General features: G+C 44.0%; 8 protein-coding genes and 2 pseudogenes. 7 read left to right on the forward strand and 3 right to left on the reverse strand.

Annotation, left to right across the window (positions count from 1 at the left end):
* Nucleotides 1-378: 378 nt before the first annotated feature.
* Entirely contained in the window at nucleotides 379-1,383 is a 1,005-nt protein-coding gene (locus QV04_RS09255) for a virulence RhuM family protein (RefSeq protein WP_065231281.1), read from the forward strand.
* A 229-nt stretch (nucleotides 1,384-1,612) separates the two neighbouring features.
* Here QV04_RS09255 and QV04_RS11830 read toward each other — a convergent pair.
* The 3 genes and pseudogenes from QV04_RS11830 to QV04_RS09270 form a co-directional block, all read right to left on the reverse strand.
* Nucleotides 1,613-2,148, reverse strand: a pseudogene (locus QV04_RS11830) (carboxylesterase family protein); the annotation flags it as partial.
* A gap of 149 nt (nucleotides 2,149-2,297) precedes the next feature.
* Nucleotides 2,298-3,359 (reverse strand): annotated as a pseudogene (locus QV04_RS09265) (carboxylesterase family protein); the annotation flags it as partial.
* A gap of 83 nt (nucleotides 3,360-3,442) precedes the next feature.
* Nucleotides 3,443-4,540: an alpha/beta hydrolase gene (locus QV04_RS09270; protein ID WP_065233408.1), complete on the reverse strand. Its 1,098-nt coding sequence runs from the start codon at nucleotides 4,538-4,540 to the stop codon at nucleotides 3,443-3,445.
* 300 nt (nucleotides 4,541-4,840) lie between these two features.
* Between QV04_RS09270 and QV04_RS09275 the strand changes: the two genes are divergently transcribed.
* The 6 genes from QV04_RS09275 (at nucleotide 4,841) to QV04_RS09295 (ending at nucleotide 13,701) form a co-directional block, all read left to right on the forward strand.
* Complete coding sequence (locus tag QV04_RS09275) at nucleotides 4,841-7,684, forward strand: DEAD/DEAH box helicase family protein (RefSeq protein WP_065233409.1); 2,844 nt, start codon at nucleotides 4,841-4,843, stop codon at nucleotides 7,682-7,684.
* A 180-nt stretch (nucleotides 7,685-7,864) separates the two neighbouring features.
* A complete protein-coding gene (locus tag QV04_RS11835; RefSeq protein ID WP_231924869.1) occupies nucleotides 7,865-8,317 on the forward strand; it encodes a Fic/DOC family N-terminal domain-containing protein in 453 nt (150 codons plus the stop codon).
* Nucleotides 8,318-8,366: 49 nt separating this feature from the next.
* The gene (locus QV04_RS11840) at nucleotides 8,367-8,993 is read left to right on the forward strand and encodes a Fic family protein (RefSeq protein ID WP_328585938.1); all 627 of its coding nucleotides are present in this window, start codon (nucleotides 8,367-8,369) and stop codon (nucleotides 8,991-8,993) included.
* 15 nt (nucleotides 8,994-9,008) lie between these two features.
* Nucleotides 9,009-10,376 carry a restriction endonuclease subunit S gene (locus tag QV04_RS09285; RefSeq protein WP_052121772.1) on the forward strand — a complete coding sequence of 456 codons (1,368 nt, stop codon included), beginning with the start codon at nucleotides 9,009-9,011 and terminating at the stop codon, nucleotides 10,374-10,376.
* 317 nt (nucleotides 10,377-10,693) lie between these two features.
* On the forward strand, nucleotides 10,694-12,151 hold the full coding sequence (locus tag QV04_RS09290; protein ID WP_039133665.1) for an ATP-binding protein: 1,458 nt from the start codon (nucleotides 10,694-10,696) through the stop codon (nucleotides 12,149-12,151).
* Nucleotides 12,152-12,210: 59 nt separating this feature from the next.
* Complete coding sequence (locus QV04_RS09295) at nucleotides 12,211-13,701, forward strand: HsdM family class I SAM-dependent methyltransferase (RefSeq protein WP_039133668.1); 1,491 nt, start codon at nucleotides 12,211-12,213, stop codon at nucleotides 13,699-13,701.
* The last annotated feature ends 1 nt before the right edge of the window (nucleotide 13,702 follow it).

Genomic DNA, 13,702 nt, shown 5'->3' on the forward strand with positions numbered 1-13,702 from the left:
ACCACTACAGTGGTGGTGGATTGCTTACGCCTAACGAATGGGTGAAGCACGGAATAAATGGTTTCTTCGCATTGTTTTTTTTAAATACGCTTCGTCTATTCGAGCCTATTACGGGTGGGCGTGTCGGGTTATCCTTTCCGTGAGGGCGACAGCAATCGGTTGTGGGTGATGATTTCACCAGCGTTTAGGGAATGAAAGCAAGTTCACGCCAGCGGTTAAAATAGACCTCGCTTGTTAAGAGAACGCAAAACACACCACGATCAAAGTGCGGTCGGATTTTCACAATTTTTTGCGATCTGCATCGAAAAAATGCCCATTTCCCCTTGCCAGCCTTGCAAATGGCATTAGACTAAACAGAATTTCAGTTAAGGAGTTTGTATGAGCAAATCGGAAATTGTTTCTTCAGTGGCGGAATATCTCACCTTTATGACCGCTACAGGCGAGAGCCAAGTTAATGCCATTTATGCAGACGAAAATGTTTGGTTGAGCCAAAAAACGATGGCACAGCTTTATGATGTTGATGTAAGAACAATCAGCTATCATCTCAAAAAAATCTTTAATGACAATGAGTTATCGGAAAATTCAGTTATCCAAAATTTTTGGATAACTGCCGATGACGGTAAAAATTACCAAACCAAACACTATAATCTCTCAGCGATTATTGCCGTCGGCTATAAAGTCAATTCCGAGCGAGCGGTGCAGTTTCGCAAATGGGCGACTGAGATTATTCAAACCTACACCATCAAAGGTTTTGCGATGGACGATGAGCGGTTGAAAAATGACGGCACCTGTTTAGGCAAAAAGTATTTTGAAGAACAACTTGCCCGTATCCGAGAAATTCGCCTGTCAGAACGCAAGTTTTACCAAAAAATCACCGATATTTATGCGACTTCCATTGATTACGACCGCACCTCCACAGCGACTAAACGCTTTTTTGCCACCGTGCAAAACAAGTTGCATTGGGCAATTCACGGTCATACTGCCGCAGAATTGATTGTAGAGCGAGCAAACGCCAGCAAGCCGAATATGGGCTTGACCACTTGGAAAGATGCACCACAGGGCAAAATTTATCCTTTTGATGTGGTGGTGGCGAAAAATTATTTATCCGACAATGAATTAGCTCAACTGCAACGGCTGGTGTCCGCTTATTTAGATATGGCGGAAGATATGGCATTACGCCAAATTCCGATGACAATGCAAGATTGGGAAACAAGGCTCAATCGCTTTTTAGACGCCACCGACCGAGCCGTGTTGCAAGACGCCGGCAAAGTTACCGCCGAAATCGCCAGCGCCCACGCTTTAAGCGAGTTTGAAAAATATCGTGTTATTCAAGACCAGCATTTTGAAAGCGATTTTGACCGTTTGTTGAAAGGAGGAGAGTGAAAGAGCGGTGGGATTTTTGGGGGATTTTGCGATTGCAGCAATTCAGAAACCCCTACTGCTTTCTTTTTATTCCCCCACTCAAAACAAGCCTTAAATTGGCTAAACTGCTCAAAAATGAGTAACTTTAAGGACTTTTATAAAAGTGAAATCAATTTAGTGATAAAAACACGCCCCAATCTCACCGCACTTTACGCTATTCCCTTTTTCCCAAACAGCAATAACCATTCGGTTAATACTTCATATTCGGGGCGAGTAGGTGCATTAGGGCTTTGTCGTGATGTTGTTTGACTTCGGGTTGGTTGTCGAAAATCATCACGTTGCCGTTTTCGCGGGTGTAGGGCTGCCATTGGGGTAAGCCTGCGGCGTTGGGGTTGCCTGTTTTGGCGAAGTTTGTCCACGCACGGCTCATTTTGGCGGCTAGGGCGTGGGCGGCTGCTCCGCCGCCTGTGGCTTGTTTTATTCGATCTATGTTATTGAAAAAAAGGAAATTTCAGCGGTGTGGTAGCTCATTGGCACGCTGTTAAACACGGGTGTGTCCCAAGTGAAGAGGTATTGATACACAGGCGCACCGCCTTGGTCGGCTTTGAGGCTGGCGGTTTTTAGGGCTGGGGCGCGTAAGAAGCTGTCCACATACAGCGCGTCGGCGAGGCGGCGTTGTGGGTAGGCTTGTTTGAAGGCGGCGATCACGGCGGCGGTTTTGTCGCCATATTTGGCATTCAGCCGTTGTTGCACTTCTGCTTCGCTCCAAGTAAAGCGATTGCTTTTTTCGCTTTCCGCAAGGTTCAGTTGCTAGGGGAAGCTTTACTCAATTATAGTCGTTTAAGTTCAAAATAAGACAAGGCAACGAGCCGCAGACAGTACAAATAGTACGGCAAGGCGAAGTAACGCAGTATTATTTTGAAATCAAACGACTATAAATTTGAGCCGATGAGGAGTGGAATATCTTTGGCGATGTCGGGGTATCTTTCACCCACAGGTTGCGTTGGGATATAGTCGCTGTCCATTGTTGGCGACCAAGAAAGCCCATAGCCGTTGCCACGAATGGCTGGGATTTTGCGTTGCTCGGCGATTTTTTTCATCGCTTGGCTGGCAGCTTGGTTGATTTGTTCTGGGCTAAATTGTTGCAGTTTGCTCAGATCGTTTTGGTTTACGCCCAAAATAGCGAGGGTTTCCGCTGCCACTTGCTGACCGATTTGCGGATCGGTGAGGGTCATACCCATTCGTTCCACCGCTCCGCTTTCCACAATGGCTTTTGGGAACAAGCCTTTCGCCGCAGGGGTTGCCATTAGGGAGAGGACTTTCGCCCCGCCGCCGCTTTCGCCAAAAATGGTGATGTTGTCAGGATCTCCGCCGAACTGGGCGATGTTTTGTTTCACCCATTGCAAGGCGGCGACTAAATCTTGAATGCCGAGATTGGCAGAGTGTTTATAGGCTTCGCCGTAAGCGGAGAGATCCAAATGCCCCATTGCGTTGAGGCGGTGATTGACTGAAACCACAACCACATCGCCTGTGCGTGCGAGGTTTTCGCCGTCATAGCTATCTAAATCGTTGGACGCACCCGATTGAAAACCGCCGCCGTGAATCCACACCATCACCGCTCGTTTATTGCCGTCTGAAAGCGAGGGTGTCCAAATATTGAGGTTTTGGCATTGCTCGCTTTCGTGCATTTCGGGGCCGGTGAAGAAGAACGAACGTCCGCCCATCGGCACTTGTGGGCAGACATCGCCATAGGTGAGGGCGAGTTTTGTGCCTTGCCAAGTAACGGCGTGCGGCGGCATAAAGCGTTCAGCACGGGCGTAAGGCACGCCTTTGTAAGTGTAAATGCCGTCTTGCACATAGCCTTGCAACTCGCCCGCTTGGGTCTGCACCACCGCAATGCCAGCCCCTGCTTGCACAGGATCGGCAGCGTAGCTAAATGACGCAGTGCTGAATAACACCGCTGAAAGTAAAGTAAGGGGGAAGCCTGTTGGTTTCATTTAAATACTCCTTAAATTGTTAAAAATTTCTTTTTGTTATGATGGGTAAAAAAGTGCGGTCGTTTTTCACCGCACTTTTCACCTTAGCGATCTAAGCCTTTCGTTTTCAGCCATTGTGCGGCGAGGTCGGCGAGTTGTTGGTTGTTTTTTTCGCCCATTAGGAAATGGGAGTTGCCTTTAATGCCGATGCTTGGCAAGTGTACCAGCGTGGCATCGCCGCCGTGGCGGTTGATGGTATCGACAAATTGTTGTGCCATTGCCATTTCTGTGCCCCATTTGTCTTCGCCCACGTTGTTTGAGCCGAGTTTGATGTAATCGCCGTAATACAGCACGATGGGGATTTGGGTGAGTTTTAAAAAGTCGCGCATTGGTACGCCCATTGCGGTGGCGGATAAGTGTTCAAAGCGGGCTTGGGTGTGCTTGGGCATTTCCGTTTCGGGGAAGATAAACGGCGTGCCGCCTGGTTCATAGGCGATAATGGCTTTGACTTTGTCGCTGCGAATGGCGGCACGCCAGCCGATTGTGCCGCCCATTGAGTGGGTTACCAACACTGCGCCATCGGTTTGATTGACGAGTTTGGCGAGAACATCGGCGTTTAAATCATTATCTAAAGGCCCTGAGCCGACCGACCAGCTTTGTTGGAAAGCCTGATAGTTGGCTTCGCCCTCTGGAAACTGGGCATTTGGCACGGGCTTGCCTTGTGCGTCAAAATGTCCAATGCGGGAGAGGATATAAAAGGTTTTGTCGCCATACATCGGGTTGCTCGCCCAAGGGGTGGCAGGGTCGAGGGCTTGGGTGGAGAGGTTGGCTTCGCCACTGCGTGGTTGATCCAGCAAATACACCGAATAGCCTTTGCGTAAAAACAAAGTGTTGAAGCCCTCTCGACCGTCTACCGTGCTTTCCCAAGTGCGTTTGGATTGTGCACCGCCGTGCTGGAAAATCAGCGGATATTTTTTCGCATTCACGGGAATTTGATAGTTCACATAGGCAAAATCGCCATAGGCGCGCTGCCCGTTGGGAGAGAGAAAATCCCGTTGGCTAAACTGCCCCTCGTGGGTAACATAACGCCCACCCACCGTAAAACTGCCTTGCTTTTCAATGCTGATCGGGCTGGCAACGGCATGGGTAGCGAATGTCAACACGGCGGAAAGAATGAGTGTGTGTTTAAATGTCGATTTCATTATTTTTTCCTGATAAATCAATAGGCTTGAGGCGGTTAGTATAAGGTTTTTGCACAGCGATGATTAGTGGGGTTTTATTGGATAAGGTTGTGAATAAAATTCAATAATTTGGGGAGAATGGCATAAAAAAGTGAGGTGGTTTTTCATCCTTTTTTAATCATCAAATTCACAAAGGCTTTATTATGATTATTTGGCGTGAGGGATTAAAGAATTGCATCGCATCACGGGATTAAATATAATTCAAAGGTTCATCTAATGGTTTTTTATAAATAAATTCAAAAGATTATCTGGGAAAGACGGATGGCAGAACAAGCAAAGCACAACCAACACCCCGAACAGCAAGCCCGTGATTTGATTGACCAAAAATTACAACAAGCAGGCTGGGCGGTGCAATCGGTACAACAATTCAACCCCAATAGCAGCTTAGGCGTGGCGGTGCGTGAGTACCCAACCGATACGGGGCCGGTGGATTATTTGCTGTTTGTAGATAGAGAGCCTGTTGCCATTATTGAAGCCAAAGAAGAACAGTTTGGGCATAAACTCAACACGGTGGAAGAACAAACCGCACGCTATGCCCATAGCCAGCTCAAACACATTCCCCAAGCGGAAATTGCGTTTTTATACGAAAGCACGGGCGTGATTACCCGTTTTACCAACCGCAATGACCCTCAACCGCGAGCCAGAGAAGTTTTTCACTTTCACTGCCCCGAAACCTTGCAAAAATGGGCAAGTGAGGGCAAAAACACCCTGCGTGCCAAGCTCAAAGCCATACCGCCGCTCAACCCCGAGCATTTGCCCGCTGCTGAATTGGGCTTGCGTGATTGTCAGCTCACAGCTATTGAAAATATGCAAGCCTCATTGGCAAAAGATTTACCCCGCGCCTTAATTCAAATGGCAACAGGGGCGGGCAAAACCTACACCGCCATTAGCATTATGTATCGCCTGCTCAAATACACGGGCAAACGGCGGATTTTGTTTTTGGTGGACACCGTTAATCTAGGCGAGCAAGCCGAGCAAGAAATGCTGGTATTCACACCGCCTGACGACAACCGCAAATTCACCGAACTCTATCACACCCAAGTAATCAAATCGCCGCACATTCCAAAAGGCGTGGAAATTTGTATTTGCACCATTCAGCGAATGTATTCCTTGCTCAAAGGCGAAGAACTCAACATTCCCGAAGACAGCACCGATCTGGAAGAATGGGAACACCGTTTAAAAGAACCCTTGCCCGTAGCCTATCAAGCCGATTTACCACCTGAATTTTTTGATTTTATCTTTATTGATGAATGCCACCGCTCCATTTATAACCTATGGCGGCAAGTGTTGGACTATTTCGATGCCTATCTCATTGGCTTAACAGCCACGCCCGATAACCGAACCTTTGGCTTTTTCAATCAAAATGTGGTGAGTGAATACAGCCATGAGCAAGCCGTTGCCGATGGTGTCAACGTGGGTAATGAAGTGTATTTGATTAATACCAAAATCAGCACCGAAGGCGGCAAATTCAAAGCAGAAGAATTGGTGGAACACCGTGAACGCACCACACGCCGCAAACGCTGGCAACAGCAAGACAGCGATGAGGCTTATAGTGCCAAACAGCTGGATCGGGATATTGTTAACCCTAGCCAAATCCGCACCATTATCCGCACCTTTCGCGACCATTTACCGGTGATGTTCCCCAACCGTCAAGAAGTGCCAAAAACCCTGATTTTCGCCAAAAACGACAGCCACGCGGATGACATCATCAAAATGGTGCGAGAAGAATTTGGGCAAGGGAACGAGTTTTGCAAAAAAATCACTTATCGCGCCAAAGAGGATACCTTAGACGAACAAGGCAACATCATTGAAAAAGGCGAAGAGCCAAAAACGATTTTGTCCAATTTTCGCTACAGCCCCAACCCACGCATTGCCGTTACCGTCGATATGATCGCCACTGGTACAGACGTTCGCCCCTTGGAATGCCTGCTATTTATGCGAGATGTGAAAAGCCGCAATTATTTTGAGCAAATGAAAGGACGAGGCACACGCACGCTGGATAAAGAAGGCTTACAAAAAGTCAGCCCTTCCGCTCCTTCAGCCAAAACCCATTATGTGATTGTTGATGCCATTGGTGTCACCAAATCGCTGAAAACCGCCAGCCAACCATTCGACACCAAACGCACGGTGAGTTTTGCTGATTTAGGAAGAGCGGTAGTTTTTGGCGGTGCATTTGACAGCGATAGCATTAGCTCACTGGCCGCACGCCTTGCTCGAATCAATAAACAACTTGACGAAGAACAACAGCAACAGATCAGCAAAATCACAAACGGCGTGCCATTATCGCAACTGGTGAAAGACCTCTTTCACGCCATTAATGCCGATGAAATTCATCAGGCAGCCTGTGAACAAGAAGGCATTTCTGCTGACGGCACGCCGTCTGAAAAAACCATTTTGCATATCCAAAAACAACGGGTAAAAACCGCCACCCAACCGCTTTCAATGGAACTCATCACCGCCTTAGATGAAATCCGCAAGCAAAACGAACAAAAAATAGACCACGAACTCGATGAAATCACCCACGTTGGCTGGGCGGAAAACGACCAAGCCCTCACCCAGCATTTTGCCGACTGGATTGCCGAACACAAAGACGAAATCACCGCATTGCAAATTTTTTACAGCCAGCCTTATCAACGCCAAGCCTTAAGCCTCGCGATGATCAAAGAGCTGGCAAACACCATTAAACAAGCCAAGCCCCGCCTTGCCGTTAGCCACATTTGGCAAGCCTATGCCCGCTTGGACAAAGTGAACGACCAGCCTGAAAACGAACTCACCGCCTTAGTGAGCCTGATTCGCCGTGTGGTAGGCATTGATGAAATCATTACGCCATTTGCCAAAACCGTACGCAAAAACTTCCAAAAATGGACATTTGAACACAACCGCCGAGCTGGTAAACCACTCACTGAAGAACAAATGCAATGGCTGACGATGATACGAGATCACCTCATCACCTCCTTTGCCATCGCAGAAAACGACTTTGAACTCACCCCTTTTAACCAACACGGCGGCTTAGGGCAAGTCTATGATGTATTAAGCGAAATCGCTGCCAACGACCAAGATTTTTACGCCCTGCTCAATGAGATTAACCAACAATGGATCGCTTAATTATTTTGTAAATCAAAAAGTACTCAAAATGAGTAACAAGCAGTTTTGTTATTCATCCGTGATGAATAAGGTTTTTTGTTAATCAAAATTATCAAAATATGGTTGGCAAACTTGCTTGTTACGCATAAATGAGTGATAATAGACTTTATTAATCATTTTCACCTATTTTTGAGTAACAAAATGCTCAACACCTTGGATTTTTCAAAAGCAGTGGATTATCACTATGATCGATTTCCACCCCAGACCTTGGACTATAACCGCCTAATGGCAAGCCTGCTCAGTGCTACCGATGCACTGGCTCGCTACGACCAAATGCTCAAAAATCTGCACAACAGTGAGATTTTGCTTGCCCCCTTGCGTAATCAAGAAGCCATTATTTCATCGCGAATGGAAGGAACGATCAGTACACTGGATGAGATTTTGCAGTATGAGGCGGATTTTGCCGAAAATGAAATGCCCAGCGAAGTGCGTTCTGACATCATCGAAACCGTGCTGTATCAACGCGCCTTAAAAAATGCCCAACGTGCGATGAAAGAGGGCTACCCTTTAAGTAAATCGCTCATCAAAACCTTGCACCAACAATTGCTTTCTTCGGGGCGGGGGGGGGGCAACCAAATCCCCAGGGCAGTTTAAAAATGAACAAAACTACCTTGCCGACCGCAACCAGAGAACCATTTTATTTATCCCCATAAGCCCCGAAAAATTGGAGCAAGGCTTAGATAATCTGTTTGAATACATCAATCACAATCCAACGCCGATTTTGCCCAAAACCGCCATTACCCATTTGGAATTTGAGGCCTTGCACCCCTTTCAAGACGGCAACGGACGCATTGGGCGAATGCTGATTACATTAATGTTATGGCAGGCAGGGGCAATTAGCGAACCGCATTTTTATATCAGCGGTTATTTTGAAGAACATAAAGAAAACTATTTAGCCTTAATGCGACAAGTGTCTGAAAATGGCGACTGGATAGCGTGGTGTGAGTTTTTTTTGCAGGCGATTGCCAATCAAGCCCATCACAATTTAACCATTGCTCAAAGTATCAGCGATTTATACGAAAAGATGAAACCCATTTTTAGCGAAACACTATCCTCAAAATGGGCGATGACGGTGCTGGATTTTGTCTTTACTTATCCTGTATTTCGTGGCAACCAATTAAGCGAAAAAACCGAGATTTCCCCAGCTTCTGCTAATCGCTTTGTCCGCACCTTGCACGATAAGGGACTTTTGATGCTAAAAGAAGAAAGTGCAGGCAGAAAATCGGCTCTGTATTCTTTTGAACCGATGATGAATTTGGTACGAGTTTAATTTTAGGGTAAGACGATGACAAATAAAACAATACCAGTGCCGAAAGGGTGGGAAATAAATTTATTAAAGTGTTTGTGTAGTATCAAAACTGGCGATAAAGATGTTAATCAAGGTAATGAAAATGGAATATACCCTTTTTTTACCTGTGCTCAAGAAATCTCAAACTCCGACACTTTTAGCTTTGAAGGAGAAGCGATTTTAATCGCAGGCAATGGTAACTTTAATGTTAAATTTTATAGTGGTAAATTTGAAGCATATCAACGTACTTATGTGTTACAGTCATTTAAAAATGTTAATGGCAAATATCTCTTTTATTTTATAAAAAATAAACTTAATGATATTACAAAAGGCAATCGTGGTAGTACGATTAAATACATTCGTTTAGGTGATATTGCTGATTACCCTATTATTTATCCAACTAATAAAGCCACCCAACAAGCCATCGTCAATAAAATCGAAAGCCTATTTGCCGAAATTGACGCAGGCATAGGGCATCTGAAAATCGCAGAGCAACAGCTCAAACAATACCGCCAAGCCTTGCTGAAAAACGCCTTTAACGGCGAACTCACCAAACAATGGCGAACTGAACACGCCGAAAGCTTGCCCACCGCAACGGAATTACTCGAACACATTCAGACGGCACGCGAACAGCACCACGCCCAACAGCTTGTCGATTGGCAAAGTGCGGTGAAAAATTGGGAAGAAAACGGCAAACAGGGCAAAAAACCGAGTAAGCCGAAAACCTTGAGAAAAATTACTGCTGATATAGCCGATGATGAATTAACAATACCTAAAGAAAATTGGGTTATAGGATTATTCGGTGATTTGGTTGAAATTAAAAGTAATCTTGTTCAACCTGAACAATATTTAGATTTTCCGCATATAGCACCCGATAATATAGAGAAAGAAACTGGGAAATTATTGCCTTTTAAGACTATTCGAGATGATGGTGTGATAAGTCCTAAACACTATTTTTATGCTGGACAAATCATTTATTCAAAAATTCGCCCTAATCTATCCAAACTAACATTAGTGGATTTTGATGGTTTATGTAGTGCTGATATGTACCCATTAGAAAGTGATGTATTTGACCATCATTTTTTAAAACATATGATGCTATCAAGATATTTTGTAAAAAGAGCATCTACGGCTGGTTCTCGTTCAGTATTGCCTAAAATTAATCAATCTGAACTAAGTATGATTCCGTTGCCACTTTGCTCACTTGCCGAACAAGCCCAAATCGTTGCCATTTTAGAAAGCAAACTCACCGCCTGCGACCAGCTTGCCAACGAGATTACAGCCCAACTCAAACAAGCCGAATTGCTCAAACAAGCAGTGCTAAAAGCCGCATTTTCAGGCAAACTACTGGAGCCATCGGAATGAAGCAACAAAAAAGCTGGAAAAGTTTCCAAGAGTAACTGGAAAGGTTACAAAAGAAAGTCCCCAACCTTGTGGATCCAACCACTTAGGTTGGCAAAGTAGGGGGAGTTATTGAGGCGGATTGTAAGCAGATTGAACTGTTAGGTCAAGCCAAATCATCTATTTAAAAAGAAGCGATTTGTTTAACCGTTGCTTAACCGAGAGCTGTTTTTTTAACCAAAAATAAAGCGTGATTTAAATAAAATCAATAAGTTACAAAATAAATTTTGTTTAACCGTTGTTTAACCAGCAGGTCATTTTTTATACCAAAGAGAATGTAAATGAACCATAAAGATATACACCAATTACAATATTTAACTGATGAATTGGTTAAATTACCTAAAGAAAATGAATGGGTTGAGTTTAAAATCAATAACGATGATCCCAAAATGATAGGCCCAGCTATTTCTGCCCTCGCTAATAGTGCTGCGTTGTTAGGCAAACTCTCTGCTTATATGATTTGGGGTGTGGAAGATGTCAACCATAAAATCGTAGGCTCAACATTTCAACCATCAACAGCCAAACATAATCAACAAGAATTAGAAAGCTGGTTATTACAAAAACTTGAACCAAAAATTGATTTTCATTTTTGGGAGTTTGAATATCAAGGTTTTGCTTTAGTCATTCTTGAAATTCAAGCGGCTATCCACAAACCAGTAAGATTTGATGGTACAGAATACATTCGTATTGGATCTTATACTAAAAAACTGCGTGATTTTTCAGAAAAAGAGCGAGAATTATGGCGTATTTTGGATCGTGTTCCCTTTGAAAGACAAATAGCTCTAAAATCTGTAAGTAGTGAAAGAGTGCTTCAATTACTTGAATTTACTAAATATTTTGATATGACCAAGCAACCGTTACCTGATACTTTATCGGGTATTTTGGCTAAATTGCAAGACGATCAATTGATTATTGAAAATGCTGGAATGTGGGACATTACCAATTTGGGGGCGATTTTATTTGCCAAACGTCTTTCTGATTTTGACCACTTAGCTAAAAAAGCGGTACGAATTATTCGCTATCAGGGCAATAATAAATTTACCACAGAAAAAGAAATCAACAGTTTATCAGGCTATGCGGTTGGTTTTGAGCAGATTATGCAAAGTATAAAATCACTGCTCCCCTCTTATGAGGAAATTGGATTAACTTTTCGTAGAGAGATAAATGCTTACCCTGAGATTGCATTACGTGAATTGGTGGCTAATGCTCTTATTCATCAAGATTTCAATATTTCTGGCACATCACCAATGATTGAAATTTTCTCACATCGTTTGGAAATTACGAATACAGGCTCACCACTCATAGAAGTTGATCGCTTTATGGATAAGCCACCTTGTAGCCGTAATGAGCATTTAGCTGCACTGATGCGAAGATTAGATATTTGTGAGGAGCGAGGCACAGGAATTGATAAAGTTATTTTACAAATTGAACTTAATCAAATGCCAGCCCCTTATTTTGAAGACTTAGATCACTATACAAAAGTGGTATTATTCACTTATCGCCCTTTTTCAGATATTACAAAGGAAGAACGTTTAAGGGCTTGTTATTGGCATTGTGTATTTAAATATATCAATCGTGAACAAATGAGTAATACAAGTTTGAGAGAGCGTTTTGGTAATGCGGTGAGTAGTGCGATGATTAGCAAAATTATTAAAGAAGCTCAAGAAAAAGGATTAATTAAAGTTTTTGACGAAGAGGCAGGCTTTAAAGCTAAGAAATATATTCCAATATGGGGCTAATTAATCAATTTGTTTAACCGTTGTTTAACTAAATTATTTTTAAAATTTAAGAGATTGTTATGACCACAACACAAACCTCAAACGCCATTGTTCAAAAAGTGTGGAGCTTTTGCCACATGCTCCGTGATGATGGCGTAAGCTATGGCGATTATTTAGAACAGATTACCTATCTGATTTTCTTAAAAATGGCATTTGAATACAGCCAACCGCCTTATAAACGCGATGTAGGCATTCCCACTGAATACAATTGGCAAAGCCTCACCGACCGCACAGGAGCAGAACTGGAAAGCCATTATCTTGCTCTATTGCGTAATTTAGGTCAGAAAAAAGGCTTGCTGGGGCAAATTTTTACCAAAGCACAAAACAAAATCCAAGATCCTGCTAAATTATCCCGCTTGGTGGCGATGATTGATGAAACCAAATGGACACGCTTGGGCGTGGACGTGAAAGGCGATATTTACGAGGGCATTTTAGAAAAAAACGCCGAAGACACCAAATCAGGTGCAGGGCAATATTTTACCCCTCGATCTTTGATTGAAGCCATAGTGCAATGCGTTCGCCCACAAGCGGATACCCTGATTGCCGACCCTGCTTGTGGCACAGGCGGTTTTTTACTGGCGGCATACGGCTATTTAGAAAAACACGCCAATTTAAATGCCGAGCAAAAAGTGCGGTTAAAAAATGGCACATTTTTTGGTAACGAAATCGTTGCCAATACACGCCGTTTATGTTTAATGAATCTATTTTTACACGGCATTGGGGAAATGAATGGCGAAAGTCCGATTAGTTCCGATGATTCTTTGGTTGCCCCTAGCAAACATAAAGTTGATTTGGTGTTAGCCAATCCCCCTTTTGGCAAAAAAAGCAGTATGACCATCACCAACGCTGAGGGCGAAGCCGAAAGCGAAGATTTTGTTTATAACCGCCAAGACTTTTGGGCGACCACCTCAAATAAACAAGTGAATTTCTTACAGCATATTTACACGATGTTGAAAAACAACGGGCGAGCGGCGGTGGTTGTGCCTGATAATGTGTTGTTTGAGGGCGGGGCAGGCGAAACCGTGCGGAAAAAATTATTGCAGATGACCGACTTGCACACCATTTTACGCTTGCCAACGGGCATTTTTTACGCCAACGGCGTGAAAGCCAATGTATTATTTTTTGATAACCGCCCTGCACAAAATGGCGATGTTACCCAAGAAATCTGGGTGTATGACTACCGCACCAATGTGCATCACACCTTAAAGAAAAAGCCAATGCAATTAGCGGACTTACAAGACTTTATCGACTGCTATTGCCCTGAAGACCGCTCAAAGCGTGCGGAAACCTACCACGCGGAAAATAATCCGAATGGACGTTGGCGTAAATTCAGCATTGATGAAATCACAAGCAGAGAAAAAACCAGCTTGGATATTTTTTGGCTGAAAGATCACTCGCTCACCGATTTAGACAACTTGCCTGAACCCGATATTCTCGCCGATGAAATCATTGAAAATATCGAAGCAGCATTGGTGAATTTTCGTAGTGTTTCGGGGCAGTTGTCGGGGTGAA

The sequence above is a fragment of the Gallibacterium genomosp. 1 genome (assembly GCF_001678575.1).
In the GTDB taxonomy this organism is placed as follows: Bacteria; Pseudomonadota; Gammaproteobacteria; order Enterobacterales; family Pasteurellaceae; genus Gallibacterium.

Bases quoted from the DNA above. Each gene is read 5' to 3' on its own strand.
- QV04_RS09255 (WP_065231281.1), top strand. From the start codon at position 379: ATGAGCAAATCGGAAATTGTTTCTTCAGTGGCGGAATATCTCACCTTT.
- QV04_RS09270 (WP_065233408.1), bottom strand. From the start codon at position 4,540: ATGAAATCGACATTTAAACACACACTCATTCTTTCCGCCGTGTTGACA.
- QV04_RS09275 (WP_065233409.1), top strand. From the start codon at position 4,841: ATGGCAGAACAAGCAAAGCACAACCAACACCCCGAACAGCAAGCCCGT.
- QV04_RS11835 (WP_231924869.1), top strand. From the start codon at position 7,865: ATGCTCAACACCTTGGATTTTTCAAAAGCAGTGGATTATCACTATGAT.
- QV04_RS09285 (WP_052121772.1), top strand. From the start codon at position 9,009: ATGACAAATAAAACAATACCAGTGCCGAAAGGGTGGGAAATAAATTTA.
- QV04_RS09290 (WP_039133665.1), top strand. From the start codon at position 10,694: ATGAACCATAAAGATATACACCAATTACAATATTTAACTGATGAATTG.
- QV04_RS09295 (WP_039133668.1), top strand. From the start codon at position 12,211: ATGACCACAACACAAACCTCAAACGCCATTGTTCAAAAAGTGTGGAGC.